General features: G+C 65.3%; 29 protein-coding genes and 1 tRNA gene. 16 read left to right on the top strand and 14 right to left on the bottom strand.

The genetic code is table 11. From position 1 onward, the window contains the following. Positions 1-121 precede the first annotated feature (121 nt). The 4 genes from METH_RS10540 to METH_RS10525 form a co-directional block, all read right to left on the bottom strand. Positions 122-1,306 carry a vWA domain-containing protein gene (locus METH_RS10540; protein WP_024090453.1) on the bottom strand — a complete coding sequence of 395 codons (1,185 nt, stop codon included), beginning with the start codon at positions 1,304-1,306 and terminating at the stop codon, positions 122-124. A gap of 21 nt (positions 1,307-1,327) precedes the next feature. Continuing rightward, a complete protein-coding gene (locus METH_RS24325) occupies positions 1,328-1,495 on the bottom strand; it encodes a hypothetical protein (RefSeq protein WP_024090452.1) in 168 nt (55 codons plus the stop codon). Positions 1,496-1,528: 33 nt separating this feature from the next. Next, the gene (locus tag METH_RS10530) at positions 1,529-2,977 is read right to left on the bottom strand and encodes a DUF2927 domain-containing protein (RefSeq protein ID WP_425412300.1); all 1,449 of its coding nucleotides are present in this window, start codon (positions 2,975-2,977) and stop codon (positions 1,529-1,531) included. 132 nt (positions 2,978-3,109) lie between these two features. Next, a complete protein-coding gene (locus METH_RS10525; protein WP_024090450.1) occupies positions 3,110-3,949 on the bottom strand; it encodes an AAA family ATPase in 840 nt (279 codons plus the stop codon). A gap of 187 nt (positions 3,950-4,136) precedes the next feature. Here METH_RS10525 and dksA point away from each other — a divergent pair, with 187 nt between their 5' ends. Both dksA and METH_RS10515 read left to right on the top strand, forming a co-directional pair. Beyond that, positions 4,137-4,559: an RNA polymerase-binding protein DksA gene (dksA, locus tag METH_RS10520; RefSeq protein ID WP_044008631.1), complete on the top strand. Its 423-nt coding sequence runs from the start codon at positions 4,137-4,139 to the stop codon at positions 4,557-4,559. Positions 4,560-4,661: 102 nt separating this feature from the next. Beyond that, positions 4,662-5,828, top strand: a complete 1,167-nt coding sequence (locus METH_RS10515) for an FAD-dependent monooxygenase (RefSeq protein ID WP_024090448.1) — start codon at positions 4,662-4,664, stop codon at positions 5,826-5,828. Between the two features lie 106 nt (positions 5,829-5,934). Here METH_RS10515 and xth read toward each other — a convergent pair whose 3' ends face one another. Continuing rightward, on the bottom strand, positions 5,935-6,741 hold the full coding sequence (gene xth, locus METH_RS10510; RefSeq protein WP_024090447.1) for an exodeoxyribonuclease III: 807 nt from the start codon (positions 6,739-6,741) through the stop codon (positions 5,935-5,937). Between the two features lie 360 nt (positions 6,742-7,101). Between xth and METH_RS10505 the strand changes: the two genes are divergently transcribed. From METH_RS10505 to METH_RS10495, 3 genes are all read left to right on the top strand, one after another. After that, positions 7,102-7,644, top strand: coding sequence for a DUF6749 family protein (locus METH_RS10505; RefSeq protein WP_044008630.1), 543 nt, complete (start codon positions 7,102-7,104; stop codon positions 7,642-7,644). A gap of 96 nt (positions 7,645-7,740) precedes the next feature. Continuing rightward, positions 7,741-8,802 carry a DUF6902 family protein gene (locus METH_RS10500; protein ID WP_024090445.1) on the top strand — a complete coding sequence of 354 codons (1,062 nt, stop codon included), beginning with the start codon at positions 7,741-7,743 and terminating at the stop codon, positions 8,800-8,802. Next, positions 8,802-9,719, top strand: coding sequence for a DMT family transporter (locus METH_RS10495; RefSeq protein ID WP_024090444.1), 918 nt, complete (start codon positions 8,802-8,804; stop codon positions 9,717-9,719). Before METH_RS10500 ends, METH_RS10495 begins: the two co-directional genes overlap by 1 nt. 174 nt (positions 9,720-9,893) lie before the next feature. Here the strand turns inward: METH_RS10495 and METH_RS10490 are convergent, their stop codons facing one another. Then, a complete protein-coding gene (locus tag METH_RS10490; RefSeq protein ID WP_024090443.1) occupies positions 9,894-10,217 on the bottom strand; it encodes a HesB/IscA family protein in 324 nt (107 codons plus the stop codon). Positions 10,218-10,306: 89 nt separating this feature from the next. Between METH_RS10490 and METH_RS10485 the strand changes: the two genes are divergently transcribed. The 9 genes from METH_RS10485 to METH_RS10445 all read left to right on the top strand — a co-directional run bounded on the left by METH_RS10485 (position 10,307) and on the right by METH_RS10445 (position 18,720). Next, the gene (locus METH_RS10485; RefSeq protein WP_024090442.1) at positions 10,307-11,458 is read left to right on the top strand and encodes a deoxyguanosinetriphosphate triphosphohydrolase; all 1,152 of its coding nucleotides are present in this window, start codon (positions 10,307-10,309) and stop codon (positions 11,456-11,458) included. A gap of 516 nt (positions 11,459-11,974) precedes the next feature. Continuing rightward, entirely contained in the window at positions 11,975-12,274 is a 300-nt protein-coding gene (locus tag METH_RS10480; protein WP_024090441.1) for a YciI family protein, read from the top strand. After that, positions 12,271-12,609, top strand: a complete 339-nt coding sequence (locus METH_RS10475; RefSeq protein WP_052348697.1) for a YciI family protein — start codon at positions 12,271-12,273, stop codon at positions 12,607-12,609. Before METH_RS10480 ends, METH_RS10475 begins: the two co-directional genes overlap by 4 nt. 165 nt (positions 12,610-12,774) lie before the next feature. After that, a complete protein-coding gene (argS, locus tag METH_RS10470) occupies positions 12,775-14,520 on the top strand; it encodes an arginine--tRNA ligase (protein WP_024090439.1) in 1,746 nt (581 codons plus the stop codon). A 117-nt stretch (positions 14,521-14,637) separates the two neighbouring features. Then, entirely contained in the window at positions 14,638-15,756 is a 1,119-nt protein-coding gene (locus tag METH_RS10465) for an SPOR domain-containing protein (RefSeq protein WP_024090438.1), read from the top strand. Positions 15,757-15,934: 178 nt separating this feature from the next. Continuing rightward, positions 15,935-16,939 carry a beta-N-acetylhexosaminidase gene (gene nagZ, locus METH_RS10460; RefSeq protein WP_024090437.1) on the top strand — a complete coding sequence of 335 codons (1,005 nt, stop codon included), beginning with the start codon at positions 15,935-15,937 and terminating at the stop codon, positions 16,937-16,939. Further along, positions 16,932-17,726, top strand: coding sequence for a segregation and condensation protein A (locus tag METH_RS10455; protein WP_024090436.1), 795 nt, complete (start codon positions 16,932-16,934; stop codon positions 17,724-17,726). The genes nagZ and METH_RS10455 overlap by 8 nt, the downstream gene beginning before the upstream one ends. Continuing rightward, positions 17,726-18,403: an SMC-Scp complex subunit ScpB gene (gene scpB, locus METH_RS10450; protein WP_024090435.1), complete on the top strand. Its 678-nt coding sequence runs from the start codon at positions 17,726-17,728 to the stop codon at positions 18,401-18,403. The genes METH_RS10455 and scpB overlap by 1 nt, the downstream gene beginning before the upstream one ends. 122 nt (positions 18,404-18,525) lie before the next feature. After that, positions 18,526-18,720: a hypothetical protein gene (locus tag METH_RS10445; protein WP_024090434.1), complete on the top strand. Its 195-nt coding sequence runs from the start codon at positions 18,526-18,528 to the stop codon at positions 18,718-18,720. 138 nt (positions 18,721-18,858) lie between these two features. Here METH_RS10445 and METH_RS10440 read toward each other — a convergent pair whose 3' ends face one another. The 8 genes from METH_RS10440 to METH_RS10405 all read right to left on the bottom strand — a co-directional run bounded on the left by METH_RS10440 (position 18,859) and on the right by METH_RS10405 (position 25,360). Further along, complete coding sequence (locus METH_RS10440) at positions 18,859-19,938, bottom strand: 2'-deoxycytidine 5'-triphosphate deaminase (protein ID WP_024090433.1); 1,080 nt, start codon at positions 19,936-19,938, stop codon at positions 18,859-18,861. 137 nt (positions 19,939-20,075) lie between these two features. Further along, positions 20,076-20,152 (bottom strand) — tRNA-Pro (locus METH_RS10435). Positions 20,153-20,300: 148 nt separating this feature from the next. Then, positions 20,301-21,836, bottom strand: coding sequence for a MerR family transcriptional regulator (locus METH_RS24810; RefSeq protein ID WP_024090432.1), 1,536 nt, complete (start codon positions 21,834-21,836; stop codon positions 20,301-20,303). A 15-nt stretch (positions 21,837-21,851) separates the two neighbouring features. Continuing rightward, positions 21,852-22,154 carry an integration host factor subunit alpha gene (gene ihfA, locus METH_RS10425; protein ID WP_024090431.1) on the bottom strand — a complete coding sequence of 101 codons (303 nt, stop codon included), beginning with the start codon at positions 22,152-22,154 and terminating at the stop codon, positions 21,852-21,854. A gap of 101 nt (positions 22,155-22,255) precedes the next feature. Next, positions 22,256-23,227: a beta-ketoacyl-ACP synthase III gene (locus METH_RS10420; protein WP_024090430.1), complete on the bottom strand. Its 972-nt coding sequence runs from the start codon at positions 23,225-23,227 to the stop codon at positions 22,256-22,258. Positions 23,228-23,244: 17 nt separating this feature from the next. Next, entirely contained in the window at positions 23,245-24,357 is a 1,113-nt protein-coding gene (plsX, locus tag METH_RS10415; RefSeq protein ID WP_024090429.1) for a phosphate acyltransferase PlsX, read from the bottom strand. A 36-nt stretch (positions 24,358-24,393) separates the two neighbouring features. Further along, a complete protein-coding gene (gene rpmF, locus METH_RS10410; RefSeq protein ID WP_008558107.1) occupies positions 24,394-24,600 on the bottom strand; it encodes a 50S ribosomal protein L32 in 207 nt (68 codons plus the stop codon). A gap of 223 nt (positions 24,601-24,823) precedes the next feature. Further along, on the bottom strand, positions 24,824-25,360 hold the full coding sequence (locus METH_RS10405) for a YceD family protein (RefSeq protein WP_024090428.1): 537 nt from the start codon (positions 25,358-25,360) through the stop codon (positions 24,824-24,826). A gap of 100 nt (positions 25,361-25,460) precedes the next feature. Here METH_RS10405 and METH_RS10400 point away from each other — a divergent pair, with 100 nt between their 5' ends. Both METH_RS10400 and METH_RS10395 read left to right on the top strand, forming a co-directional pair. Beyond that, positions 25,461-25,934 carry an outer membrane protein assembly factor BamE gene (locus tag METH_RS10400; protein WP_024090427.1) on the top strand — a complete coding sequence of 158 codons (474 nt, stop codon included), beginning with the start codon at positions 25,461-25,463 and terminating at the stop codon, positions 25,932-25,934. Between the two features lie 85 nt (positions 25,935-26,019). Further along, on the top strand, positions 26,020-26,763 hold the full coding sequence (locus tag METH_RS10395; RefSeq protein ID WP_044008392.1) for a GNAT family N-acetyltransferase: 744 nt from the start codon (positions 26,020-26,022) through the stop codon (positions 26,761-26,763). The last annotated feature ends 42 nt before the right edge of the window (positions 26,764-26,805 follow it).

Raw genomic sequence — 26,805 nt, 5'->3', positions numbered from 1 at the left:
GATGCCATGCCCAAGCCTGCCAAGGGGGGCTGGCGCCAGCCGGCGCGCCTGCAGGCGCGGGAGAGCCGCCGTCACCTGTTGCTTTAATCCGCCGCGCTGACGGGCTGCCGGGAACAGACCCCTAGCGCGACAGCTCCTTCATGCCGCGTTCCAGCCCGTCCAGCGTCATCGGCACCATCCGGTTCTCGAATATCTCGCGGATCATGCCGATCGAATGGGTATAGTCCCAGTATTTCTCCGGCACCGGGTTGATCCACAGGTTCGACGCCCAGGCGTCGCGGGCGCGCTGCAGCCAGACCTGGCCCGCTTCCTCGTTCCAATGCTCATTGGCGCCGCCGGGATAGGCGATCTCGTAAGGCGACATCGAGGCATCGCCGACAAAGATGCATTTATAGTCCGGCCCGTAGGTGCGCAGCACCTCATGGGTCGGGGTCTTCTCGCCCCAGCGCCGCCGGTTGTCGCGCCAGACCCCTTCGTACAGGCAATTGTGGAAGTAGTAGTACTCCAGGTGCTTGAACTCGGTCCGCGCGGCCGAGAACAGCTCCTCCACCACCTGGATATGCGGATCCATCGAGCCGCCCACGTCCAGGAACAGCAGCACCTTCACCGCATTGTGCCGCTCGGGCCGGGTCTTCACATCCAGATAGCCATGCTCGGCGGTGGAGCGGATGGTGCGGTCCAGATCCAGCTCCTCATGCGCGCCCTGGCGGACCCAGCGGCGCAGCCGTTTCAGGGCGACCTTGATGTTGCGGGTGCCCAGTTCGACATCGCCGTCCAGGTTCTTGAACTCGCGCTTGTCCCAGACCTTGACCGCGCGCTGGTGGCGGCTTTCATTCTGGCCGATGCGCACGCCTTCGGGATTGTAGCCATAGGCGCCAAAGGGCGACGTGCCCGCAGTGCCGATCCACTTGCTGCCGCCCTGATGGCGTCCCTGTTGCTCCCTCAGCCGCTCCTGCAGCGCTTCCATCAGCTTCTCAAAACCGCCAAGCGCCTCGATCTCGGCTTTCTCCTCGGCGCTCAGATGTTTTTCAGCCATCTTGCGCAGCCAGTCTTCGGGGATATCGACGGCGTCCATCACCGCCTCGGCCGGGATTGCCTCCAACCCTTTGAAGGTGGCGGCAAAGGCGCGGTCGAACTTGTCGATGTTGCGCTCGTCCTTCACCATCGCCGCGCGGGCGAGGAAATAGAACGCCTCGATATCATAGGTCGCCAGCCCCGCCTTCATCCCTTCCAGGAAGGTCAGGTATTCGCGCAAAGAGACCGGAATGGCCGCCTTGCGCAGGTTTTCAAAGAAGGGCTGGAACATCGCGGAGCCTTTGCTGAGCAGTTATGCCAGCACCCGGTGGGTCAGGATGGTTGCCAGCAGGCCAAGCATACCGAATACGATGGCATAGACAGCCCCGTATTGCAGCATGTCCAGGGTATTGCCGCCACGTTTGCGGGCCTTCATTGCGCCAATTGCGGCACCCAGCACCAAGCCGGCGATTACGATCATGGTCTTTTCCGTCTTTTGTCTCGTGTTGCAGGATCAGGATCCGGAAGGGCGCAGCGCGGCAATCTCTTCCAGCCGGGCCTCGACCGCCCAATCCGGGCCAAACCCGTAGCGCGCCCATCCCAGGCTGTCCAGCCTGACCCTGCGCGCCTCCACCACGCGGCCCTGCAGATCCAGCGCTTCGGCCTGCAGCATCAGCAGCGTCGACAGCAGGGCGGCGTTTTCATGCTGTGCCGCGGCGGCGGCAGCGGGTGTCAGGCGGGCCAGCGCAGCCCCCCCGTTGCCCGCGGCAATCTCATAGGCCGCCAGCTGCACCGCCAGCTTGGCCTGGTGCATCCGGGTGCCGGGCAGCCCCTGCAGATAGGTCTGGGCGGTCAGGAAATGCTGCAGCGCCAGCTCCGGTTCGCGGACATGCAGCATCCGGCCCAATGTGTAATGGCTCAAGGCCCGCCGGTGGTCCTGCCAGCCCAGATCGCGGGCAATCGCGGCGGCGGTGTTGGCGGCGCGCAGCCGGTCCCGCAGCGAGGCTTGCGGCCCCAGCGCCTGCTCATAGGCCGCGATCCAGGCCCGCGGGGTTTCCGGCAGCCGCTGTGACGCGGTGCGCGCGCCGCCCGGGTTCAGGCGCGCCAGCACCGCGGGCAGCCGTGCGGCGACTTCGGCCCGGCTCATGCCGGTGCGCAGTTCGGGCGCATAGGTGGCGCGCAGAATCAGCATGTCAAAGCCGGTCAGCACCGCGTGGATATTGTCATCGTTGAAGATCGAATCCGGCAGCCGGTACAGATCGTTCAGCGGCCCGATCGCCTGGGCCAGCTCCTCGTGCAGGCAGTCGCGGACTTCCTGCGGGCTGACGTCATTGGGGATGAACACCGCCAGTTTCCCGCGGCTGCGCAGCAGCGACCAATTGGTGCGCGGGCTGCGCCGGTTGCGGCGGTATTCACTCAGCGATGCGACGTTGGGCACCACGAAACAGGCGGCCTTGGGCAGAGCCCGCCGGATCTCGGCGCGCGATACCGATTGGATGGTGATATTGGCCGCGCCGCCCGACACCCGCCGCACCGGGATCCCGGCCTCGGTCTGCAGCCGGGTCAGCAGCGCGGTCAGATCGCGGTTGAAACCCGGTGCGGGCGTGCCGGTCACCCGCAGGGTGATCGGGGTCTCGAACCGGGTGAACTGGGGCAGGGTGCTGCCGCCTTCCAGCCGGAAATGCAGATCCAGAAAATCCCGCGCGATATCAGCGTTGGAGCGCTGCGGCGGCTGCGGCCGGCTGGCGGTGAACACCTTGACCGGCGGCAGCGCAACCGGCGCAGCTGCGGCGCGGGTCGGCGCTGCGACCCTTATGTCGGGGGCGGCACAGGCGGCCAGCGCAGCCACAGCTAGCCCGGCCACCGCGCCCCGCAGCACGCGCAGGCCGGCAGGCCTGCGGGCGGACCGCCATTCAGGGTGGCGGACAATGAACTGTGAAACCGGGGCAACGTCAGCGGGCACTCGGGGAGTCTCCTGTCAGCCCGGGCTGTGCTGCCCGGTTCTGTGTCCTCTGATAGGGGAATGCGGCAGCAATTTGAAGCGAAACAGACAGCCGCCAGGCCGCGCGCCTGCCTGTCCCGGCCGTAAAGCAGATCAGCGGCGTCCGCGCGCCATGAAGGCCAGCCGTTCGAACAGATGCACGTCCTGCTCGTTCTTCAACAGCGCCCCATGCAGTTTGGGCAGCGCATCGGCGCCGTCCCGCGCGATGTCCTCCGGTGACAGATCCTCGGCCAGCAGCAGCTTCAGCCAGTCGATCACCTCGGAGGTCGACGGCTTTTTCTTCAAGCCCTGGGTCTCGCGGATCTCGTAGAACTGGGTCAGCGCGGCGGTCAGCAGGCTGTCCTTGATGCCGGGATGATGCACCTCGACGATTTTCTTCATCGTCTGCGCATCCGGGAAGCGGATGTAGTGAAAGAAACAGCGCCGCAAAAAGGCGTCCGGCAGCTCTTTTTCATTGTTCGAGGTGATGATCATGATCGGGCGGTGCTTGGCCTTGACCATCTCGCCGGTCTCGTAGACGTGGAACTCCATCTTGTCGAGTTCCTGCAGCAGGTCATTGGGGAACTCGATATCGGCCTTGTCGATCTCGTCGATCAGCAGCACGACTTTTTCGCCGGCTTCAAAGGCTTCCCACAGCTTGCCCTTCCTGATGTAGTTTTTCACATCATTGACGCGCGCATCGCCCAGCTGGCTGTCGCGCAACCGGCTGACGGCGTCATATTCATACAGTCCCTGCTGGGCGCGGGTGGTGGATTTCACGTTCCATTCGATCATCCGCAGCCCCAGGGCTCCGGCCACCTGTTTGGCCAGCTCGGTTTTGCCGGTGCCCGGCTCGCCCTTGACCAGCAGCGGACGCTCCAGCGTGACCGCCGCATTGACCGCAACTTTCAAATCATCCGTTGCGACATATTCTTTAGTGCCCTGAAATTGCATATCTTTCCTGTTCCAGTCCTGATCGGTGCCGCGGCGCTAAGTTCTTATCACGGTTTTAACCAAACGGCGCCACTATTGTGTAGTGACATTCCCTTCTGATGGGGATAAACGCTGCGGCAGAGGGGAGAGCCAAAATGTTCAGGTGCAAGTTATGACCAGCATTATGGGCCAGACCGAAGGAGCCGAAATGAAGCAAGAGGTGTTTCTGCCGGACGACTACAGACCGGCTGAAGATGAGCCGTTCATGAACGACCGGCAGCTTGAGTATTTCCGACGCAAACTATTGGAATGGAAACAAGATCTGCTGTCCGACAGCCGCGATACCATCGAAGGGCTGCAGGACAACACCCGCAACATACCGGATGTTGCCGACCGTGCCAGCGAAGAAACCGACCGCGCGCTGGAACTGCGCACCCGCGACCGCCAGCGCAAGCTGGTCGCCAAGATCGACTCGGCCCTGCGCCGCATCGGCGAAGGCGAATACGGTTACTGCGAAGTGACCGGTGATCCGATCTCGCTGAAGCGCCTTGACGCGCGTCCGATCGCCACCATGAGCCTGGAAGCGCAGGAGCGCCACGAGCGCCGCGAAAAAGTCCACCGCGACGACTGACGGCCGGCTGAGGCGGGCAAACCGAAAATTAGATGACGCCGGGGTCTTTTGCTCCGGCGTTTTTTGTTTCATTGGGAGCGGGCGGAGAATCTGCAGGAGCTCATGGAACTCAGAGGCCTGAAAATAACTGTCATCGGCGCCGGGATCGGCGGCTTGACCGCAGCGCTGGCGCTGCGCCGCTTTGGCGCATCGGTGACTGTGCTGGAGCAGGCCGAGGCGATCTCCGAAGTGGGCGCAGGCCTGCAGATCACTCCCAACGGCGTTGCCGTGCTGAAGGCGCTGGGGCTGGCCGATGACCTTGCCTGGTGTTCGCAGCGGGCCCGCGCCGTGGTGCTGCGCGGCCACCGCCGCGGCGGCCAGGTATTGCGGCTGGATCTTGATGAACATGCCGCGGGCCTGCGCTATTACTTCGTGCACCGCTCCGACCTGGTCGGCATCCTGGCCGGCGCCGCCCGCCGCGAAGGCGTGCAGGTGCGGCTGCTGCAAAAGGCCGAGCGGGTCGTGCCCGGCCCGCAGCCGGTCGTGCGCCTCTGCAACGGCGCCCAATGCGGCAGCGATCTGGTGGTGGGCGCCGACGGGCTGCACTCGAAAACCCGGGTGGCGCTGAACGGCGCGCGCACGCCCGTCTTCACCGGCCAGGTCGCCTGGCGCGCCACCGTGCCCAACCATCTGAACCTGCCCGCGGAGGCGCAGGTATTCATGGGGCCGGGGCGGCATCTGGTGGCGTATCCCTTGCGCGACGGCAGCCTGATGAATCTGGTCGCAGTGCAGGAGCGCCGCGCCTGGGCCGAAGAGGGCTGGAACGTCAAGGACGACCCCGCCAATCTGCGCGCCGCCTTCTCCCGCTTCGGCGGCACGGCCGCGGCGCTGCTGGAGGCAGTGGAGGATGTGCTGCTGTGGGGGCTGTTCCGGCATCCGGTGGCGGCCGGCTGGCACGGCGAAAATACCGCGATTTTGGGTGATGCCGCGCATCCGACGCTGCCGTTCATGGCCCAGGGCGCCAATCTTGCGCTGGAGGATGCCTGGGTGCTGGCCCGGTCCCTGCGGGAGGCGCCGGATGTCGCGCGCGGCCTGGCACGCTATCAATCCCGCCGCCGGGAGCGGGCGGAAAACGTGGTGCAGGCCGCCAGTAAAAACGCCTGGAAATATCACCTGCGCGCACCGCTCAGCTGGCCTGCGCATCAGGTTCTGAGGCTGGGCGGCCGCTTGGCACCGGGCAAGATGGTCAGCCAGTTCGACTGGATCTACCGCCACGACGTCACCGCCTGAGGCAGCGCAGGCGGCGGGCTCCCGCCCCGTCCCGGTGCATCGGAGATGACCCGGGCCCTGTTGGGCCGGGCGCCGCGCTGAGGCGCGGCGCGGGCGGCGCTGGGTGTCAGATGTCCAGATCCACCCAGACCGGCACGTGGTCCGAGGGTTTTTCGCGTCCGCGCACGTCCTTGTCGATCTGGCAGTCGCGCAACAGGTCGGCGGCCTGCGGCGTCAGCAGGAAATGGTCGATGCGGATGCCGTCATCACGGTTCCACGCGCCGGCCTGATAATCCCAGAAGGAATAGTGCCCCGGTCCCTGGTGCCGGGCCCGGAACGCCTCGGTAAAGCCGAGGTTCACAATCCGCTGAAACGCGGCCCGGCTTTCCGGGCGGAACAGCGCGTCCTCCAGCCAGGCTTCGGGCCGCTTGGCGTCTTCGGCCTGCGGAATGATGTTGTAGTCGCCCGCCATCAGCGCCGGCATCTCGCTGTCCATCAGCTGTTGCGCCCGCGTCTTCAGCCGCTCCATCCAGGCCAGCTTATAGGCATATTTACCGCCCGCCGCCGGGCGGCCGTCCGCCTCCAGCTCAACCGGGTTGCCGTTGGGCAGATAGAGACCGCAGATGCGGATCGCCTGCTTGCCGACCACCGTCGCCTCAATCCAGCGCGCCTGTTCGTCGCTGTCATCGCCGGGCAACCCGCGGCGCACATCCTCCAGCGGCAGCTTTGACAGGATCGCCACGCCGTTAAAGCTTTTCTGGCCGTGGGTTTCGACATTGTAGCCGCGCTCTTCGAGCATTTCGCGCGGAAACGCCTCATCGACCGATTTGATCTCCTGCAGCACCGCCACGTCGGGCTGGGCCTCATCCAGCCAGTCCGGCAGCGCCTTGGCCCGGGCCTTGATGCCATTGATATTAAATGTGGCGATTTTCATGGCTTGCCTCCGGCGCAGATTGCTTTATTCGAGGCTGATCTATCGCTGAATCAGCACCCCGGGGCAAGCCCGAAGCGGAGTTCGCGAATCACTGACGGCACGGCGAATCACCTCTGTTTTGCACAGGTGAAAAGTACCCCTCAGGTTGAGTTTCTTTATTTTGCAATAATATGCGTGTGAATAACGCGGTGCATAAGCTGTGGATGAGTTGAAATAATTGAAATTGCGCAAAAAATAGCGGGTTGAAGTTAATGTAGTCCCCGCTAGAAAATACAATGTGAAATTGCATTTTCTGTTTGCGCTGCACGATGGCCGTGCCAGCGTTGAGGAGCCTTTTGTCTTTAACGAATGGGGTTCCAGATGACTGCTCAGCATAAAATCCAGACCATCCACGCAAGCCGCCCGGCCGCAGGTTCCAGCCTGTTCGAGGGCGATGCGGCAGGGATGTTTTCCTCCGGATCGGCGCCGGAGTGCATGGCCGGCCTGAGCGCGGGGGAGGGCGTGTCGCTGTTTTCTTCCGGCTCCATGCCGCAGGCAGCCGAAAGCTGGGCAGGCGGTGAAACCGGTTTATTCTCCAGCGGCTCGGCGCCGTCGGCACGCGGTGAAACCGCAGCGGGCGACCTGGTGGAAATGTTCTCCTCGGGCTCGGCCCCCGCGGCGCAGTCCGGCAGCCGGACAGGCGATCTGGTGCAGATGTTTTCCTCCGGTTCTGCTCCCGCTGAACACTCTGAGGTTGCGTCCGGTGATCTGACGGAGATGTTCTCTTCCGGCTCGGCCCCGGCCGCAACGGCAAAGGCGGGCGCGGGCGAGGGGACGCATCTGTTCTCCTCCGGCTCTGCCCCTGCAACCGCGGCGCGGGTCAGCGCGGGCGATGCCACCCGGCTGTTCTCCTCGGGCAGCTGATCCGGACGGGGCCGGGCTTTGTTCCGGCTCCTGTCCCTGGGCGGCCCTGCACCGGGGCCGCCGGTCTCGCGCCGCATCTGTCCGAACGAGGTTCCCATGGCCCAGATTATTCCGTTTTTCTCCCCAGCCGCCCGCCAGTCCCGGGCCGCTGCGCAAGAGGCGCTGATTGCCGGTTTTGCAAGGCACCGGCGCAGCCAGGAGGACGTGTTCTGGCTCAAGGAGAACGCCGAGCTGCTGAATATTCTGGAATGCACCGGGGCGGATGTTGCCGCAATCGCCCTGCAGCCCTTGCAGCCGTTCTACCAGGGGGCGGCGCGTCATCTCAGCTTCTTCCGGCAGTATTACCGCTTTATCCTGTCGATCTGCCTGGATCTGGAGGACCTGGGCCTGCCGGGGCAGACCGGTGCGCATCTGGCCGGCTGGGTGTCGGAGCAGGGGCTGGCGCAGGCCGAGCTGTCGGATCTGCAGCGCGCCGAGGCGCGGCGGCTATTGGCGCGGCGCGGGGTGGATCTGCGGGATGACGGGCTGGACGACCGGCTGCGCGGTTTCATTTCAAATCCGCAGACCTTTGCCATTCCGAATAAAAAAGCCGCTTATGAGCTGACCCACATCGTCTTTTACCTGTCCGAGTACGGCCGCCGCGATCCGGACCTGCCGGAAGCGGCGTTCACCAGTCTGGAATTTGCCGGCCTGGTGGCTTTTCTCGATCAGAATGCCGACCTGCTGGCAGAAATCTGCATCGCGCTGCGCTTTGCCGGCGGGCAGCCGCCCGCCGCCTGGGAGGCTTGGCTCGACCGGCAGGTTTCTGCCTTTATGCTCGCTAAGGGAGAATTTATTGGACATCATGATGCGTATCACGAGTATTTTGTGGTGAATTGGCTGATGCTGCTGTCCGGCCGTCCGGCCTTCCGGCAGGCGGTCCCGATGGGCGGGATGCATGTGTCGGCGCAGCAGGGAGGAAGTATCTTGAGGCGCCTGTCTGAAGCCGTTTTCCACGCCGGGATGGCGCGGACGAGCTGGAGCGCGGTGAAGGCGCGCGCTGAGGCCGTCCTGAGCGAAGAAGAACACGGGCTGCTCACTGCAGCGGAGCGCAGCTGTGCACGGTTCGGCGGATTTTTCGAAGGTTTTGCCCGGGCGGGCAGCGCCGGGGCGGCGTGATGGGCTGCCCCGGCAATCAGGCCCTGGGCGGCGCGCTTCTGGTGCTGGCCTACACCGGGCTGATCGCCTCGGCGGACGGGATCACCAAACTGCTGGCGGGGCAATATGCGGCGGCGCAACTTTATGCGCTGTCGGGCGCCATGGTGGCGGGCTTCTGCCTGCTGGCGGACCGCGTTCCCTCCCTGCGCGGCGGGTTCCGCACCTGTTGCCCGCGGGCGATGGCTTTGAGGTCGGTGGCAGCGCTGATCGCCGCGGTCTGTTTCTTCTATGCGTTCCGGCTGCTGCCCTTTGCCGAGGTGTTTGTGTTCATCGGCCTGATGCCGCTGCTGGCGGGTGCAATGTCCGGCGCGGTACTGAAGGAGCCGGTGCGCCCGGCGGCCTGGGTTGCGCTGGCTGCGGGGTTCTGCGGCGTGCTGTTCCTGCTGCCGCATGGCAATGAGGACGCGCATTCCTCCTGGGGTCATATCATTGCCTTCTGCGCGGTGGTGTCCGGCACATTTTCCATGACCCTGGCACGGTTTATCGGCCGCTATGAAAGCAATGCGCTGGCCCAGGTCTTTTATCCCAACCTGACGCTGTGCGGGGCGATGCTGCTGTTCTTGCCCTTTGTCTGGGTGCCGATGCCGATTGCGGATGTGGCCTGGGCTGCTGCCTATGCCTTGCTGCTGTTCGGCGCGCGCTGGCTGCTGGTGGTGGCGCTGCGGCTGTTGGTTTCCTATGCGGTGACGCCGCTGATGAACCTGCAGTTCATCTGGATGGCGGTTATCGGCTCGGTTTTTTTCGGGGAGTTCCCGCCGGCCTCAACCTATATCGGCGGCGCCGTCGTGATTGCCTCGGGGCTGTATCTGGTCTGGGATCAGTTTGCCCCGGCGATGCCCCGGCTGCGCAGTTCGGGGCGGCTGCAGACCGATCCCTAGCGCCGGATCCGCATTGCGGCTGAACATTTGCGCCCCGCCAGGGGAGCGAAGCGCCCGCCCCTTAAGATGAGGGCGGGCGCTGCCTTGCCTGACGGCAAGGCGGCATCGTTAAATGCGCGTTGGCGGCATGCGCGGCCCGGACCGGGCGCAGGGTCAGCCGGACTGGAAGCCGGGTTACATTGAAAACGAAGTGCCGCAGCCGCAGCTGGAGGTGGCGTTGGGGTTCTCGATGGTGAACCGCGCGCCGATCAGCTCTTCGGTGAAATCAATCACGGCGTTTTCCAGGAAGGGCAGCGAGACCTCGTCCACCACCACCTTTTCGCCCTGGCCTTCGAGCACCAGATCGTCCGTCTTGGGCGCGTCCAGGGCGATCTCGTACTGAAAGCCCGAGCAGCCGCCGCCTTCGACCGCGACGCGCAGCGCCTGGCCCTGGTCCGCGGCGCCAATCTCGGCCAGCCGGGCAAAGGCGCGGTCGGTGACTTTCGGGGGCAGGTTCATGCGGTCTCTCCAATGCCGTGTTGCAGCTCAAGGCATTATATATGAAGGTGCAATTCAGGCGGCAAGATTTGCTGGAGAAAAGATTTAACATGCATGCCCCTTATGCCACGTCACCGGACCGCAGCCGCGGCCGGCAGGTGACCGAGGAGGAAAGCTCCTTCCGCTCTCCCTATCAGCGCGACCGCGACCGCATTATCCATGCCAGCGCGTTCCGGCGGCTGAAGCACAAGACCCAGGTTTTTGTCGAACATGAGGGCGACAATTACCGCACCCGGCTGACCCATTCGATCGAGGTGGGGCAGGTGGGCCGCACCATTGCGGGCGCGCTGGGGCTGAACCAGGAGCTGACCGAGGCGGTGGCGCTGGCGCATGATCTGGGGCACACGCCGTTCGGCCACACCGGCGAAGATGCGCTGCACGGGCTGATGGAACCCTATGGCGGCTTCGACCATAATGCCCAGGCGATCCGCATTGTCACCTGTCTGGAGCGCCACTATGCGGAATTCGACGGGTTGAACCTGACCTGGGAAACTCTTGAAGCGATTGCGAAACACAATGGCCCGGTGGTGGGGGAGCTGCCCTGGGCGCTGGCGGAATGCAATGCGGCGGTGGATCTGGAGCTGCACACCCACGCGAGTGCCGAGGCGCAGGTGGCGGCACTGGCGGATGACATCGCCTATAACAACCACGACCTGCATGATGCGCTGCGGGCCGGGCTGTTCACCGACGATGACCTGGCGCGGCTGCCGCTGCTGGACCAGGCCTATGGCGCGGTGGACAGGCTGTATCCGGGGCTGGACCCGAACCGCCGCCGCCATGAGGCGCTGCGGCGCTTTTTCGGGGTAATGGTGGGCGATGTGATCGGCACCGCGCGGGCGCTGCTGGCGGATGCAGGCGTGCAGAGCGTCGAAGACGTGCGGGCGCTGGATCACCCGGTGGTGCAATTCTCGCCGGAGCTGTGGTCAGGGCTGAAGGAGATCCGCGCATTTCTGTTCACCCGCATGTACCGGGCACCTTCGGTGATGGAGAAACGCGCCAAGGTCGCCAAGGTGGTGGAGGCGCTGTTTCCCTACTTTCTGGACAATCCGCAGGACATGCCGGAGCGCTGGCACGCCGATATTGCCGGTGCGGCGGACCGCACCGCGCTGGCGCGGATCGTGTCGGACTATATCGCCGGCATGACCGACCGTTTCGCCCTGCAGCAGCATGAGCGGCTGATCGGGGTGAAGGTCGAGGTCTGAGGGCTTCCGTCTCTGCGGTGTCTGCTGCTGTCCTTTTGCATGTTCCGTTCAGGGGCAGGGGAGAGATGGCGGCGCCGCCACGGGGGCGGAGGGAAGGGCCGGAACGCCAGCGCGCCCCGTGTCCGGTCAAAAGCTTCATCAGTCAGACGCCCCTGCACCTTTTGCCGAGGTGGTCTCCGGGGTCCTGGTCTCCTGGTGCGCGCGGGGTGCCAGGCCCGCGCCATGTGCTGCAGCGGGGAGACCTTCGCATATCCCGGTTAAGGCGGCGCAAGCGGGGCGTGCGGTGCAACGGGGGCTGCCGCAACGCCCCTGCCATCTCCGGTGCCGCCTCCGGCCGGGCGCCAATGGCGGCGGCGGAGGCCTCCGGCGGGGGTATTTGCAGCAAGAGGAAAACCGAACCGCAGCGCTGCCGGCGGTCAGGGCGGGAATTGGTCCTAATCCGTGCTATCATCTGGCCCTATGATGCAATTGCGCATCGGCGGTAAGCCCCGGGGAAGGGCAGCAAAGGGGAAAGCCATGGCACGCTGGACCGTCACATTCACGGACAAGCCCGAAATGGACCGGGTGCGCGGCGACAGGAAGCGGCGGGAGGCGCATATCGCCTTTGTGCGCGCGCGGCCCGAGCTGCAGATCGGCGGCGCGCTGGCGATGCGGCCGATGCAGGATTTCCCCGGTGCAATCTGGAATGTGGAGGCGGAGAGCCGCCAGGATGTTGAGCGGCTGATCCTGCAGGATCCCTATTTCGTGGCGTCCTTGCGCAGCTACAAAATCACCGAATGGGGCACCGCCTCGGCCATTCAGGGAATGCTGTCATGACCGCACCCCGGGAAAGCCGCCGGGCCGCGCCGGTGCTGATCCGCTGGGCGGTGATGTTCCGGGACGCGCCGGCGATGACGGGCGTGCGCGCCAGCAAGGCGCGGCGCGAGGCCCATGTTGCCTATGTCGAAGACCATCCGGAGCTGCGCATCGGCGGCGGGCTGAAGCAGGATCCGGAGGGCGATTTCTGCGGCGCGCTGTGGATTGTCGAGGCCGAGGACCGGATCGAGGTGGAGCATCTGATTCACGGAGACCCGTTCTACGTGCCGGCCTTCCGGTCTTATGAGATCTTCGCCTGGGGCAAGATCCTGGAAGACCGGACGGCGGTTCTGTGATGCCCGCGCCGCGTCAGCAGCGCATATTTCTTCAGTAACAAAAATGGCCGGAAAATTCGATTTTTCCGGTGTGTTGCGCCTGAGGCCCCGGGCGGCACCTGCAATGCTGTTGACCCTGCCTCTGGCCCTAGGTATCCGCTGTGCTGAACATATGGGACGCCAGATATGAACCTTTTTACCGATATCCGCTCGCTTGTGATTGACAGCCTGACCGCCATGACCGGCGAAGGCGCGCTGCCCGAAGGGCTTGATTTTGCCAATGTGGCGGTGGAGCCGCCGCGTGATGCGGCGCATGGCGATATGGCGACCAATGCGGCGATGGTGCTGGCCAAGCCCGCCAGGATGAAGCCGCGCGATATTGCCGAGGCGCTGGCCGCAAAGCTGGCCGCGGATGACCGTGTCACCTCGGCCGAGGTCGCCGGCCCCGGCTTTCTCAACCTGCGGCTGGCGCCCGGGATCTGGCAGAACGTGGTGAAATCGGTCCTGGACGCAGGCACGGATTTCGGCCGCTCGGAGACCGGCGCGGGCAAGCGGGTGAACGTGGAATATGTCTCGGCCAACCCGACCGGCCCCTTGCATGTGGGCCACACCCGCGGCGCGGTGTTCGGCGATGCGCTGGCCTCGCTGCTGGCCTATGCCGGCTATGACGTCACCCGCGAATACTACATCAACGACGGCGGCGGCCAGGTCGATGTGCTGGCGCGCTCAGTCTACCTGCGCTACCTGGAAGCGCACGGGCAGGAAGTGGCTTTTGCCGATGGCACCTATCCGGGCGATTACCTGAAACCGGTGGGGCAGGCGCTGAAGGACAAGGCGGGCGATGCCTATGTCGGCAAGGGCGAGGACGTCTGGCTGGCCGAGGTGCGGGAATTCTCCACCGACGCGATGATGGCGCTGATCCGCGAGGATCTGGCCCAGCTGGGTATCGAGATGGATGTGTTCTATTCGGAGAAATCCCTCTATGGCACCGGCAAGATCGAGGCCGCGCTGGAAGCGCTGAAATCCAAGGGCTTGATCTATCAGGGCGTGCTGGAGCCGCCGAAGGGCAAGAAGCCCGATGATTGGGAGCCGCGCGAGCAGACCCTGTTCAAATCCACCGACCACGGCGACGACGTTGACCGGGCGGTGATGAAATCCGATGGCGCCTGGACCTATTTCGCACCGGACATCGCCTATCACTATGACAAGGTGGAGCGCGGCTTTGACGAGCTGATCGACATTTTCGGCGCCGACCACGGCGGCTATGTCAAGCGGATGAAGGCGGCGGTGTCGGCGCTGTCGGACGGCCGGGTGCCGCTGGACATCAAGCTGTGCCAGCTGGTGAAACTGTTCAAGGACGGCCAGGAATTCAAGATGTCCAAGCGGGCGGGCACCTTTGTCACCCTGCGCGATGTGGTCGATGCCGTCGGCCCCGATGTGACCCGTTTCATGCTGCTGACCCGCAAGAACGATCAGGGTTTCGACTTTGACCTCGACAAGGCGCTGGAGCAGTCCAAGGACAACCCGGTGTTCTACGTGCAATATGCCAATGCGCGGATCTGCTCGACCCTGCGCAAGGCGGCGGAGCAGAACATTGCCGCCGATGACGCCACCCTGGCGGGCGCCGATCTGGGCCTGATCTCGGACCCGGCGCAGCTGGCGGTGGCGAAAAAGCTGGCCGAATGGCCGCGCCAGGTGGAAATCGCCGCCCGCACCCATGAGCCGCACCGGGTGGCTTTCTTCCTCTATGATCTCGCCTCCGAGCTGCACGGGCTGTACCATCAGGGCAAATCGAACGAAGGTTTACGATTTGTTAACGAGAGCAGCCAATCGGCAACACATGCGAATTTGGCGCTGGCCCGGGCCGTTTCCGTTGTCATTTCCGCAGGTCTTGGTATTCTTGGCGTGAAACCGGCAGAAGAGATGCGATAACCAAAAGGGGCGGAAGCCGCTTTGGTGAAAATTGCACATCCGCCGGATTGAGGCAGTTCAAGAGACTTGGGGCGCAGCGCTGAACAGGCGCTGCCGAACCGGGCAGTGAGGCGGACAATGGCGTATTTTGCGCAGGCGGGCCAGGGGCACGCCTATACACAAGGCAGCGGTCACGAACAGGACGCCGCCGCGGACAGCACATACACACATCAGTATACCGGCCAGCACTATTCCGGGCCCGGGGCTGAGCCGGCCTACGGCTATGAAAACCCGGCCTATGGCTACCAGCCCGACGGGCAGGGGCATGCCCCCCAGGACTTTGCGGTTTTTGCAACCCCCGCCGGGCTGCGGGCGCGATTCTCGAAATCGCTGAGCATTCTGGGCGCGGCGGCCTCGATTGCGCTGGTCGCCGGGGTGGGCTTCTGGGGCTACAAGCTGGTGATGCGGGATGTCAGCGGCGTGCCGGTGGTGCGCGCAGCCGAAGGCCCGATGCGTGAACAGCCGGCTCTGCCGGGCGGCGCGCAGGCGGACCATCAGGGGCTGGCGGTCAATGCGGTTGCCGCCAGCGGCAGCGCCGAGGCGCCGGCCGACCGGCTGACACTGGCGCCCGCCGCGATAGAGCTGACCGAAGATGACAAACCGCTGCCGGAACTGGCCGCCGAAGCCGCGCCCGGCGTCAGTGAAGACGCAGTGGCCTCCTTCCAGAACGGCGATATCGACGCGCTGGTCGCCGAACTGGCGCGTGAGGCCGAGCCGGTGTCCGCTGCTGTGCCGGCGTCGGCGGCGGCCCCTGCCATCGTGCAGCCGCAACCGCTGCAGCCGGCGCGTGCCGCCGCAGTCCCGCCGCCTGCCATTCTGAATGCGCCGGGCATCAAGGTCTCGCTGCGGCCATCGGCCCGGCCCGCACGGTTCAGCCCGGCTCCGGCCGCAGCCGCACCGGCAGCACGCGCGGCATCCGTTGATGTGGATCCGGCAACCCTTGCGGCAGGCACCAGGCTGGCGCAGCTTGGCGCCTATGAAAGCCCGGAGGTGGCGCGCGCCGAATGGGACCGTATCCATGCCCGTTTCTCTGACTATCTTGAGGGCAAGCAGCGGGTGATCCAGCGCGCCGAAAGCGGCGGCCGCACGTTCTACCGCCTGCGGGCGATGGGCTTTGCCGGCCTGTCGGACGCGCGCCGGTTCTGCTCGGCGCTGGTGGCTGGCAATGCCGATTGCATTCCGGTAACCACACGCTGACCAAAACGGCACCCAAGCGGCAGCAGTGCCGGTTGCAAACTTTTGTACCGCCCGGCTGGAAGGCCGGGCAGCGCCCGTCCCGGCCCCCACGGGGCGGGCGCTTTGCACCCTCCCCGCCGGGACGGGCGCAGCCCTTTCCTTGAGTGAGCCGGGGGAGCGCGAACAACTGGGGACGCCCATGACCTACGGAGCCACCATCCTCGACGCCGAAGGCCTGCGGCTGACCGCCGATGAAAAGGCGTTCTTCCGCGATGCCGATCCGTTCGGTTTTATCCTGTTTGCCCGCAATCTGGACAGCGCCGAACAGATCCAGGCGCTGTGCGCAGACTTCCGCGAGGCCGTGGGCCGCAATGCCCCGATCACCATCGACCAGGAGGGCGGCCGGGTGCAGCGGCTGCGCAATCCGCTGGCGCGCAACTGGCTGCCGCCGCTGGAGCATGTGCAGCGGGCGGGCGCGGACGCCGCGCGGGCGATGTATCTGCGCTACCGGCTGATTGCCGATGAACTGCTCCGCCTCGGGATCGACAGCAACTGCGCGCCGATTGCCGATGTGGCCTGTGCGGAAACCCATGAGTTTCTGAAAAACCGCTGCTATGGCACCAGCGCCGATGCGGTGGCCGGGATCGCCCGAGCCGTGGCAGCCGCGCATCTGGACGGCGGTGTGCTGCCGGTGCTGAAACATATCCCCGGCCACGGCCGTGCCACCGCCGACAGCCACCTGGACCTGCCGCATGTGGCCAGCCAACCCGGCGTGCTGGAGCAAAGCGACTTTGCCGCGTTCCAGGCCTTGAACGACCTGCCGCTGGGGATGACCGCGCATCTGGTCTATGACGCCTATGACGGCCGCCCCGCCACCACATCGCCGGTGGTGATGCGGCTGATCCGCGAACGCATCGGTTTTGACGGTCTGATCATGACCGACGATATTTCGATGAAGGCGCTCAAAGGATCCCTGGCGGACAATGCCCGCGCCTCGATCAAGGCGGGCTGCGATGTGGTTCTGCTGTGCAATGCCTCGCTGCAGGAACGGATTGCGGTGGCCGGGGCCGCAGGGGCCATGACGGAGGCGGCGCAAACCCGCGCAGAGCAGGCGCTGGCGGCCCGCAAACCCCCTGCGGATCTTGACATTCAGGCCGCCGAAGACGAACTTGCCGCCCTCATGGGCGGGCAGGTGTATGGCTGAGCAGACACTCTTTTCAGACGCGGACACGGCAGTAGAGGACCGGCTGGCAGCCGAGGCCCTGATCGTGGATGTGGACGGGTTCGAAGGCCCGCTCGACCTGTTGCTGACGCTGTCGCGTACCCAGAAGGTGGACCTGCGCAAGATCTCGGTGCTGGAGCTGGCCAAGCAGTATCTGACCTTTGTCAACAAGGCCAAGGAGCTGCGGATCGAACTGGCCGCCGATTATCTGGTGATGGCAGCCTGGCTGGCGTTCCTGAAATCCCGCCTGCTGCTGCCGCCGGACCCGGAGGAGGACGGCCCCTCGGGCGAGGAGCTGGCCGCCCACCTGGCGTTTCAGCTGGAGCGTCTGCAGGCGATGCGCGATGCCTCTGCCCGGCTGCTGGCCCGCGACCGGCTGGGCCGCGACTTCTTCGCCCGCGGCGAGGAAGAGAGTGTCGCCCGGATCAAGACCGTTACCTATACCGCCAACCTGCTGGATCTGATGCAGGCCTACGCCCGCATCCGCACCAAGGAGGACTTCCGCCCCTTTGTGATGGACCGGGAGTCGGTCTTCACGATGGAAGAAGCCCTGGAGCGGATGCGCCATCTCCTGGGCTTCACCGGCGATTGGACCGATCTGATCAGCTATCTGCCGGACGGCTGGCACAGCGATCCGGTCAAGCGCCGCTCGGCCACCGCCTCGACCTTTGCCGCTTCTTTGCAGCTGGTGAAGGAAGGCAAGCTTGAGCTGCGCCAGAGTGAATCATTTGCGCCGATCCAGCTGCGCAGCCTGAACGAGGATACCTGATGGAAGACCAGCTTTTGGACAGCCACGGCGCTCCCATCCGCGAAGAGAGCGACACGCTGTTCGACGCGCCGCCGATGGCCGAGCAGGAGCGGATGGTGGAGGCGGTGCTGTTTGCCAGCGCCGAGCCGGTCACCCTGCGCGATCTGGAAGGCCGGATGCCGCATGGCTGCAACCCGCGCGAGGCGGTGGAGCATCTGCGCAAGCGCTACGAGGGACGCGGCGTGCGGGTGGTTCGCTTAGGCGATGCCTGGGCGATCCGCACCGCGCCGGACCTCGGCTTCCTGATGCAGAAGGAAACCACCGAGCTGCGCAAGCTGAGCCGCGCCGCGATCGAAACCCTGGCGATTGTCGCCTATCACCAGCCGGTCACCCGCACCGAGATCGAAGAAATCCGCGGCGTGTCGGTGTCGCGCGGCACCATTGACCAGCTGATGGAGATGGACTGGATCCGTCTGGGCCGCCGCCGGATGACGCCGGGCCGCCCGGTGACCTTTGTGGTGACACCGGTCTTCCTCGATCACTTCGGTCTGGAAAGCGCCCGCGACCTGCCGGGGCTGAAGGAGCTGCGCGCCGCAGGCCTGCTGGAAAACCGGCCGCCGCCGGGTTCCTTGGTGTCGGGCCAGGGGGGCGAGGACGACGAGGACCCGGAAGAACAGGCGGAACTGTTCGAAGAATGACACCGCAGGGCGCGGGTTTCGCAATCGTGTCCGCCGGGGTCTTGTCCCGGGGTGTTCTGCGCCCCGGAATTGTCTTAATTTGCCGTTAAGGCAACGGGCAGGCAGCAAGCGGGGCGACGTCCATGACTCTTAATTCAATCATCAGCATGATTCTGCGGCGGCTGGTCAGCCGCGCGGTCAATACAGGCGTCAATGCCGGCATCCGCGCGGTTGCCAAACGCGGCAAGGGGCAGGGTGCGGGGCACAGCGCGCCGTCCGCCCCGCAGGCAGGCAGCTCCCGCATTCCATCGGTCAAGCCGGGGCGCCGCCAGAGCTAAGCCGCGCCAGCTGCCCCTGAACGCTGCGGTGACCGCGTCGGGACCGGCCGGTGCAGGCGGGTACGGCGAAGCAGCGGGCGCATGCCGCGCCGGTGAAGCGAGGCCCGGCCCAGGGGCCGGGTGCTGCCCCGATCGCGATCAGGCCGGCGTTTTGAAATGCTTGGACAGTTTCAGCCCCTGGCCCTGGTAATTCGAGGCAATCCCGGCGCCATACAGCTGCTCGGGCACCTCGGCCATCTTCTCATAGACCAGACGCCCGACAACCTGGCCGTGCTCCAGCACAAAAGGCGCCTCGTGGCAGCGCACCTCCAGCACCCCGCGCGAGCCGGTGCCGCCGGCCGCGTCATGGCCGAACCCGGGATCGAAAAAGCCCGCGTAATGCACCCGGAATTCGCCTACCATCGCCAGATAGGGCGCCATCTCGGCGGCATAGGCGGGCGGGATGTGCACCGCCTCGCGGCTGACCAGAATGTAGAAGGCGCCGGGATCCAGGATGATGCGGCCGTCCTTGGTGCGCACCTCTTCCCAGTATTCCTGCGGATCGTATTCGCCGATCCGGTCCAGGTCGATGACGCCGGTATGCGGCTTGGCGCGGTAGCCGACCAGATCGCTGCCCGGCAGTTTCAGATCGACGGAAAAGCCCAGGCCATCCTCGATCACCGCCGCGCCGTCGACCAGCGGGGAGCCCGCGTGCAGCATCTTCAGCTCGGCATCCGACAGCACCGCCTGGCCGGTGCGGAAGCGGATCTGGTTGAGCCGCATGCCCGGACGCACCAGCACCGAGAACGACCGCGGGCAGATCTCGGCATAAAGCGGGCCGGTGTAGCCGGGTTTGATACGGTCGAATTCCTCGCCGCCGTCGGTGATGGTGCGGGTCAGAAGATCCAGCCGCCCGGTGGAGCTTTTGGCATTGGCCACGGCGGAGACATTCGCGGGCAGCGCCAGGCTTTCCATCAGCGGCACCACATAGACGCAGCCTTTTTCCAGCACCGCGCCGCCATCCAGGGAGATGCGGTGCATTTCAAACTCGGTCAGACGGTCGGAAACGCTGCGCCCCTGGCCGGCCAGAAAAGACGCGCGCACCCGGTAGGCCACGTTGCCTAGGCGCAGATCAAGGCTGGCAGGCTGCACCTGTCCCTCGGCCAGCGGGGTGCTGACGGCAATCGCGCCGCGATCCAGCATCTTTTCAATGGTTTGGCTGGGCAATACGCCTGTCATGTCCTGTTCCCCTCCGCGCCGGCTTTGCGGCGATGCTGGCTCAATTGGCCACGGTACGCAATCCCTGCACGCAACCGCCAAAGCCTTGCGCAGGATACGAAAACGCCCGGGTGCGTGAACACCCGGGCGTTTTCATATGGTCGGGCTAGCAGGACTCGAACCTGCGACCTTCCGTCCCCCAGACGGACGCGCTACCAGGCTGCGCCATAGCCCGTTGAGGAGCCTTCTAACCGTTTTCACGGCAGGGGCAAGAGGGGGCGGCAATATTTTTCGCACCGCCGCAAAGAAAGTCAGCAAGGTGAGGCTGTTGCCAGCCATGCCGCCGGCAGCAGTGGTGTTCCGCCGCCGGGTAAGGCGGGGGGTCAGGTGATGTCGGGCGCCCCTGAAGCCGTGCCGCCGGCAGCCAGCGCCCGCAGGTCCGCAGCGCAGCCGGCAATTGCGGCCACGGAGTGCGGCGGCAGGCTGCGGATGGCGGCAAGAAGCGCCAGAACACCCGGTTGCGGCATCTGCGGCTGGGCGGGCGGGAGCTCTGGCGGGTATTCTGGCGGCTGGGCTGGCGCGCCGGGCGCCGGGGCGTCCGCTGCAGCCTCTTGCGGTGCCGCCGTCTCGGGTGCCGCCGGGCCTTCCCGGGGCGCTTCGGCCTCGGGGTCGAAGCCGGAGGAAAACTCCAGGGCATCGACCTGCCGGGCGGCCGCGTCCAGGTCGTGCGGCGGGAAGGACGCCGCGGGATCTGCTTTGGAAACAGGCGCTGACCCGGCTGCAGGTCCGGCATCGGCCCCGGGCGCGGTCAAGCTGAAGTCCAGCGGCTCGTCCGGCTGCAGGCCGGCGGCAGCCACCAGGGTGTCCTCGGCCGGTGCGGGGGCCGGCGCTGTGTCCAAAGCGGGATCAAACGCGGCGGCAGGGTCCGGGTCCGCCGGACGGGCGTCTGCTGCGAAACCTGCCGGTTCTTCTGCAGGCTCCGCTGTCCCGCCGGGCGCAGGGGCCCCAGCAGGGGCCGTTTCTGCCGCAGGGCCAGGCCCGGCTTCGAAAGCCTGTTCTGCCATCGGTTCTGCGGCGTCTTCCGGTTCTGCCGCTGCTTCCGGTTCTGCCGCGGCTTCGCTTGCAGCCGGCTGATCCAGGGACAGCTCAGGCGCCTCGGCGACCGGCTGATCCGCGGCCGGGGCGCCGGCGACTGGCTGAAGCTGGGCGAATCGCTCCCCGGACTCATCTGCGGAGGCATCTTCGGCGGCGGGCTGATCCCGGGAGGCGGCATCTTCAGGCGTATCGGCAGCGGCATCCGGCAGAGCCGCAGGGGTATCGGCTACGGGGGCGCTGGATAGCGGCTGCTCTGCCGCGGGGGCATCGCCAAGACCCGGCTCTGGCTGTTCGGTGCCGCCATCTGCGCCGCTGTCTGCGGCGGGCGGCTCGAGATCCACCCGGGTCTGCGGGGCGGGGGCGGAATCAGATGCGGGGCCGGAGACAGGATCGGATACCGCATCGTATGCGGGGGGGAAGCCGAGCACATTGCTGCTCCCGGCAGGGTCCTCTGCGGCTGCGTCCCGGCTCAGCTCCAGCGAGCTTTGCCAGTCATCTCCCAGTTTATCGGCCGGCGGCGGGGCATCGGGGCGGTCATCGGCAGAGCCGTCAAGCGAATGGGAGAAGCCGGACACATGCGCCGTGCCATGCTCGCGCAGCAGCGCCTGCACCTCCTTGATCGGCAGCCCGTCGTCATGCAGCAGTTTCTTGATGCCGCCCAACAGCAGCATATCCGCAGGCCGGTAATACCGCCGCCCGCCGGCGCGCTTGACGGGTTTGACCTGGGTGAACTTGCTCTCCCAGAAGCGCAGGACATGCGCCTGCACGCCCAGCCACTCCGCAACTTCGCTGATTGTGCGGAACGCGTCCGGTGATTTCGACATGGCCTTTTGGTCCCGTTATTTACGGTTGCCGTCTGCCACGCGGTCTTTCATCAGGTGGGAGGGCCGGAAGGTCAGCACGCGGCGCGGCTGAATCGGCACTTCTTCGCCGGTCTTCGGGTTGCGCCCGACCCTGGCTGATTTGTCCCGCACGCTGAATGTGCCGAACGAGGAGATCTTCACCTGTTCACCGCGCACCAGGGCATCCGACATGTATTGCAGCATGCTTTCCACCAGCTGCGCGCTTTCATTGCGCGACAGGCCGACTTCCCGGAAAACTGCTTCACTCAAATCCATTCGTGTCAGTGTTTTTTCGCCCATACCAATCCCTGTTGTTTGCCAAAGCATAGGGTGTGGGGAATTTCCCTGTCAATATCAATGAATTGCGCCGGCTGTTTCGGCCGGAAATTTAGGCTGCGGGGTTACCAGCGTACCACAACAGCCCCCCAGGCGAGGCCGCCGCCGATGGCTTCGGTCACAATCAGATCGCCTTGTTTGATCTGGCCGCGCTCTTTGCCGACAGACAGGGCCAGCGGAATGGAGGCGGCGGAGGTGTTGCCGTGATCCTGCACGGTTACCACCACCTTGTCCATGCTGAGGCCCATTTTCTTGGCGGTGCCCTGGATGATGCGGATGTTGGCCTGGTGCGGCACGATCCAGTCCACATCCGCGGCGGCAAGCCCGGCGCGGTCCAGCGCGGTGTTCGCGGTGGAGGCGAGCTTTTCGACGGCATGGCGGAACACCTGGTTGCCCTGCATCCGCAGATAGCCGGTCGATTGCGTCGACACGCCGCCGTCTACATAAAGCAGATCCTTGTAGCGGCCGTCGGAATTGAGGTCGGTCGACAGGATGCCGCGGTCGCGGTGGGTGCCGGGCTGCTCCTGGCCTTCCAGCAGCAGCGCGCCGGCGCCGTCGCCGAACAGCACGCAGGTGGAGCGGTCGGTCCAGTCCATGATCCGGCTGAAGGTTTCGGCGCCGATCACCAGCACCCGTTCCGCCTGGCCCGAGGCGATCAGCGCGCTGGCATTGCTCAGCGCATAGACAAAGCCCGCGCAGACCGCCTGCACGTCAAAGGCAAAGCCCTTGGTCATGCCCAGCTTGGACTGCACCATGGTTGCGGCAGAGGGGAAGGTGAGATCGGGGGTGGAGGTTGCCACCACGATGGCGTCAACATCTTCCGCGGTCAGGCCCGCATCCGCCAAAGCGCGTTCAGCTGCTTTGGCGGCCATGTCCGAAGTGGTCTCCCCCTCGGCGGCGAAATGGCGGCGTTCGATGCCAGACCGGCTGCGGATCCACTCGTCCGTGGTATCCAGCGTGGCTTCGAATTCCGCGTTTTCAACCACCCGTTCGGGGAGATAGTGTCCTGTGCCAACAACTACCGCGCGTCGCGTCATTCGATTGCCTGCCTATTTTAATCTTTTTCGGTGGCCGCCCGCATCCCGCGGGGGGCAGTATCATCTTGGGTATGCGCACCGGCAGATGCAACCCGTGCCGCCAGCTTTTCGGCGAATCCATGCTGTGCCAGCCGGAATGCCAGCTTGACCGCTGCGGAAACCCCCATGGCATCAGCGCCGCCGTGGGATTTGACCACAGTGCCGTTCAGCCCCAGGAAGACGCCGCCGTTGACGCGCCGGGGATCCATCCGTTTGGACAGCCGTTTCAGCGAGGTCATCGCCAGAACGGCGGCAATCCTGGACAGAAACGAGTATTCAAAGGCTTCCCGCAAGGCGGTGCGCATCACCCGCGCGGTGCCTTCGCCGGTCTTGATCGCCACATTGCCTGTAAAGCCGTCAGTGACAATCACATCTGCGGTATCGCCCGGAATGTCGCTGCCTTCGACAAAGCCGGTGAATTCGTAATTTGCCTGTGCGGCATGACCCGCGATCAGCGCATGCGCCTCTTTCAGCACGGCGCTGCCCTTGTGCTCTTCGGTGCCCACGTTCAGCAAGCCGACCCGGGGGCGGGCGATATCCATGGAATTGCGCACGTAGGAGGTGCCCATCAGCGCATATTGCAGCAGATCTTCGGCGTCCGCCTTCACGTCGGCGCCGACATCCAGCATCACGTTGAAACCCTGCGGGTTCAGCGACGGCCACAGGATCGCAATGGCAGGCCGGTTGACGCCCGGCAGCTTGCGAAGGCGCAGCATGCTGAGCGCCATCAGCGCGCCGGTGTTGCCGCAGGACACAGCGCCTGCCGCCTCGCCGTTCTTGATCGCATCCAGCGCCGACCACATCGAGGTGCCCTTGCCGTTGCGCATCACCTGGGAGGGTTTGTCCTCCATCGTGACAACGTCGCGGACATCGCGGATCTCGACGCGACCCTCAAGGGTGCGTTTCCTGGCGACCAGCGGTTTCAGCTGTTCGGCGGGGCCGTGCAGGATAAACCCGATATCCGGGTTCTTTTCCGCCGACATGGCAATGCCGGCCACCACAACAGCGGGGCCGGCGTCTCCGCCCATGGCGTCAACGGAAATGGTGATGCGGCCGGCTTTTGCCTGATTTTGATCGGGTTTACCCGTCATGCGAAAGCCTGCCTGGCATCAGATCCTGTCCGTGGCTTATGCCGCGTCTTCGTCGATCTCGATTTCGTCAGCCGCTGCGACGATTTCCTTGTCGTCGTAATGGCCGCAGGAGGGGCATACGTGATGCGGGCGCTTCAGCTCGCCGCAGTTGCCGCATTCGTTCGGGTTTGCAGCAACCAGTGCATCGTGCGCGCGGCGGTTGTTGCGGCGCGATTTGGATACTTTATTCTGTTGGACGGCCATGTCTCAACCTTTGTCTGTTTGGGCCTTGGGGCACTCCCCGCGGCGCGATTGCGTTCTGTTCGATCAGTCTGACGTGCGTTTAGGCGCCTGCCCAAACATTGTCCAACCAAAAATTCCGATGAGCGCGCGAAAATACTGCGAATCCCCGGCGGCGCAAGATGTTTTTTAGGGCAGCGCCGCCACAGGTTCCAGATGCAATTTCCGCAAGCGCGCAAATTCCGGCTTAGTCTTCGTCTTTCAGCAGTCCGCGCAGCGCGCCAAGACCGGCGAAGGGGCGGGCGTCCTCGTCGCGCATCGGCTTGGCGCCGGGTTTGGTATAGACCGCTTCGCCCAGCTCGGCGCCCTCTTTGCGCGGGTAGGTGGGGATATGCAGCGCCAGCGCCTCAGCCATCACGGCGCCCGGGTCGATATGGCTGCCAAGCGGCTCGGTGCTGTCATCCTCGGGCATTTCCACCTCGTCTTCGCCGGGGATCTCCATACGGGACAGGTAGGTGCGGCGGACTTTTTCCTCGATCCGGGTGGTCACCGGCTCCAGCGTCACCACGCAGTCCTGCACCACGGTTGCCCCCAAGGATCCGGTCAGCTGCCAGTCGCGTTTGCCGCGCGCCCTGATCTCCCCGGTAAAGCGCAGCTTGCGCAGCGCGTTCACCCCCAGTTCAGCCGCCAGCGCGGCCAGCTCGGCTTTATCCGGGGTGATTTCAAAGGCGGTCGGGGCGTTTTGCGGCAGATCCGCCACCCGCACTGCGGTGCTCTCAGACATAATCGGGGACTTTCGTTTCTTGAACCGGAAGCGGTCATTAGGTAATCGGGTTCAAAGACGTATTCAAGCCGCGCATTGCGGCAATGGCCGGGGGGCAGTCATGGTTGCTAAGGCATTTCACTTCAAGTCCGTTCTGCGCGGGGCTGTTTTTGCCGCGGCGGGGCTGGCGCTGGCGGCCTGCTCGTCAGTCTACCGCAAGCACGGGTATGTGCCCACACCGGATCAGCTGGCCGAAGTGGTGCCAGGGATCGATACCCGGGATTCGGTGGCCGAAAGCGTTGGCATCCCGTCCTCGACCGGGGTGCTGAACGACAGCGGCTACTATTATGTTGCGACCCGTTTCCGCCACTACGGCGCCGCCGCCCCGAAACCGGTGGCCCGTGATCTGGTCGCGATCAGCTTTGACGCCGCCGGGGTGGTGCAGGGGGTCGAGCGGTTCAGCCTGGAAGACGGCAAGGTGGTGCCGCTGGAACGCCGGGTGACCAGCTCCAGCGTGCAGGACAGCACGTTCCTGCGCCAGCTTCTGGGCAGCCTGGGCAACTTCGGCCCCGATCAGTTCCTGCAGGACCAGTAAGGCTGGCGGCAGCCGGTCCAGCGGGCTTCACCGGGGTGTCACAGCGCTTATGCTAAGGGCTGAGCCGGAAAAGGGGGAGGCCGCAATGGCAGCGGAGCCGGACGTGCTTCTGCACAAAGGGTGTTACCGTGCCCGCCTGGCGGCGGGGCCGGCGGATGTGGCTGCGGCGCAGGCGCTGCGCACCCTGTGCTTCCGGACCGGCGCCGCCGATTGCGACGCTTACGACGCGGCCTGCATGCATGTGCTGGTGGAGGAGGCGCGGACCGGCAGTCTGGTCTGCTGTTTCCGGTTGCTGCTGCTGGAAAGCGGCGCCGAGCTGGGCCGCAGTTATTCGGCGCAGTTCTACGATCTGGAAGGGCTGCGGGCATTCCGCGGCCGGATGGCGGAGCTGGGCCGGTTCTGCATCCATCCCGATCAGCACAGTGCGGACATCCTGCGCGTCGCCTGGGGGGCGGTAACTGCCCTGGTCGATGCAAAGGATGTGCAGATGCTGTTTGGCTGCTCGTCCTTTGCCGGCACCTCGGCGGCGGAATACCTTGACACCTTTGCCATGCTGAAGCACCGCCATCTGGCACCGCCATGCTGGCTGCCGGGGGTCAAGGCGCCCGATGTGTTCCGCTTTGCCGCCGGGCTGCGGCCCAGGCCGGACCCGAAACTGGCGATGCTTCGGATGCCGCCGCTGCTGCGGACCTATCTGGTGATGGGCGGCTGGGTCAGCGACCATGCGGTTGTGGATGCCCGTATGAACACGCTGCATGTGTTCACCGGGCTGGAGATTGCGGCAATTCCGGCTGCCCGCAAGCGGCGTCTCAGGGCCGCTGCCGGGTAGAAATGAGTATTTTTGAAAAGATGAAGAAGCAGCGTTGACGCG

The sequence above is a fragment of the Leisingera methylohalidivorans DSM 14336 genome (genome assembly GCF_000511355.1).
Taxonomy (GTDB): domain Bacteria; phylum Pseudomonadota; class Alphaproteobacteria; order Rhodobacterales; family Rhodobacteraceae; genus Leisingera; species Leisingera methylohalidivorans.
The sequence above is the reverse complement of the archived record's forward strand: the minus strand, read 5'-3'. Positions and strand labels throughout refer to the sequence as shown.

Coding starts and splice junctions, on each gene's coding strand:
- METH_RS10540 (WP_024090453.1), bottom strand. CDS start 1,306: ATGTTCCAGCCCTTCTTTGAAAACCTGCGCAAGGCGGCCATTCCGGTC.
- METH_RS24325 (WP_024090452.1), bottom strand. CDS start 1,495: ATGATCGTAATCGCCGGCTTGGTGCTGGGTGCCGCAATTGGCGCAATG.
- METH_RS10525 (WP_024090450.1), bottom strand. CDS start 3,949: ATGCAATTTCAGGGCACTAAAGAATATGTCGCAACGGATGATTTGAAA.
- dksA (WP_044008631.1), top strand. CDS start 4,137: ATGAAGCAAGAGGTGTTTCTGCCGGACGACTACAGACCGGCTGAAGAT.
- METH_RS10515 (WP_024090448.1), top strand. CDS start 4,662: ATGGAACTCAGAGGCCTGAAAATAACTGTCATCGGCGCCGGGATCGGC.
- xth (WP_024090447.1), bottom strand. CDS start 6,741: ATGAAAATCGCCACATTTAATATCAATGGCATCAAGGCCCGGGCCAAG.
- METH_RS10505 (WP_044008630.1), top strand. CDS start 7,102: ATGACTGCTCAGCATAAAATCCAGACCATCCACGCAAGCCGCCCGGCC.
- METH_RS10500 (WP_024090445.1), top strand. CDS start 7,741: ATGGCCCAGATTATTCCGTTTTTCTCCCCAGCCGCCCGCCAGTCCCGG.
- METH_RS10495 (WP_024090444.1), top strand. CDS start 8,802: ATGGGCTGCCCCGGCAATCAGGCCCTGGGCGGCGCGCTTCTGGTGCTG.
- METH_RS10490 (WP_024090443.1), bottom strand. CDS start 10,217: ATGAACCTGCCCCCGAAAGTCACCGACCGCGCCTTTGCCCGGCTGGCC.
- METH_RS10485 (WP_024090442.1), top strand. CDS start 10,307: ATGCATGCCCCTTATGCCACGTCACCGGACCGCAGCCGCGGCCGGCAG.
- METH_RS10480 (WP_024090441.1), top strand. CDS start 11,975: ATGGCACGCTGGACCGTCACATTCACGGACAAGCCCGAAATGGACCGG.
- METH_RS10475 (WP_052348697.1), top strand. CDS start 12,271: ATGACCGCACCCCGGGAAAGCCGCCGGGCCGCGCCGGTGCTGATCCGC.
- argS (WP_024090439.1), top strand. CDS start 12,775: ATGAACCTTTTTACCGATATCCGCTCGCTTGTGATTGACAGCCTGACC.
- METH_RS10465 (WP_024090438.1), top strand. CDS start 14,638: ATGGCGTATTTTGCGCAGGCGGGCCAGGGGCACGCCTATACACAAGGC.
- nagZ (WP_024090437.1), top strand. CDS start 15,935: ATGACCTACGGAGCCACCATCCTCGACGCCGAAGGCCTGCGGCTGACC.
- METH_RS10455 (WP_024090436.1), top strand. CDS start 16,932: ATGGCTGAGCAGACACTCTTTTCAGACGCGGACACGGCAGTAGAGGAC.
- scpB (WP_024090435.1), top strand. CDS start 17,726: ATGGAAGACCAGCTTTTGGACAGCCACGGCGCTCCCATCCGCGAAGAG.
- METH_RS10445 (WP_024090434.1), top strand. CDS start 18,526: ATGACTCTTAATTCAATCATCAGCATGATTCTGCGGCGGCTGGTCAGC.
- METH_RS10440 (WP_024090433.1), bottom strand. CDS start 19,938: ATGACAGGCGTATTGCCCAGCCAAACCATTGAAAAGATGCTGGATCGC.
- METH_RS24810 (WP_024090432.1), bottom strand. CDS start 21,836: ATGTCGAAATCACCGGACGCGTTCCGCACAATCAGCGAAGTTGCGGAG.
- ihfA (WP_024090431.1), bottom strand. CDS start 22,154: ATGGGCGAAAAAACACTGACACGAATGGATTTGAGTGAAGCAGTTTTC.
- METH_RS10420 (WP_024090430.1), bottom strand. CDS start 23,227: ATGACGCGACGCGCGGTAGTTGTTGGCACAGGACACTATCTCCCCGAA.
- plsX (WP_024090429.1), bottom strand. CDS start 24,357: ATGACGGGTAAACCCGATCAAAATCAGGCAAAAGCCGGCCGCATCACC.
- rpmF (WP_008558107.1), bottom strand. CDS start 24,600: ATGGCCGTCCAACAGAATAAAGTATCCAAATCGCGCCGCAACAACCGC.
- METH_RS10405 (WP_024090428.1), bottom strand. CDS start 25,360: ATGTCTGAGAGCACCGCAGTGCGGGTGGCGGATCTGCCGCAAAACGCC.
- METH_RS10400 (WP_024090427.1), top strand. CDS start 25,461: ATGGTTGCTAAGGCATTTCACTTCAAGTCCGTTCTGCGCGGGGCTGTT.
- METH_RS10395 (WP_044008392.1), top strand. CDS start 26,020: ATGGCAGCGGAGCCGGACGTGCTTCTGCACAAAGGGTGTTACCGTGCC.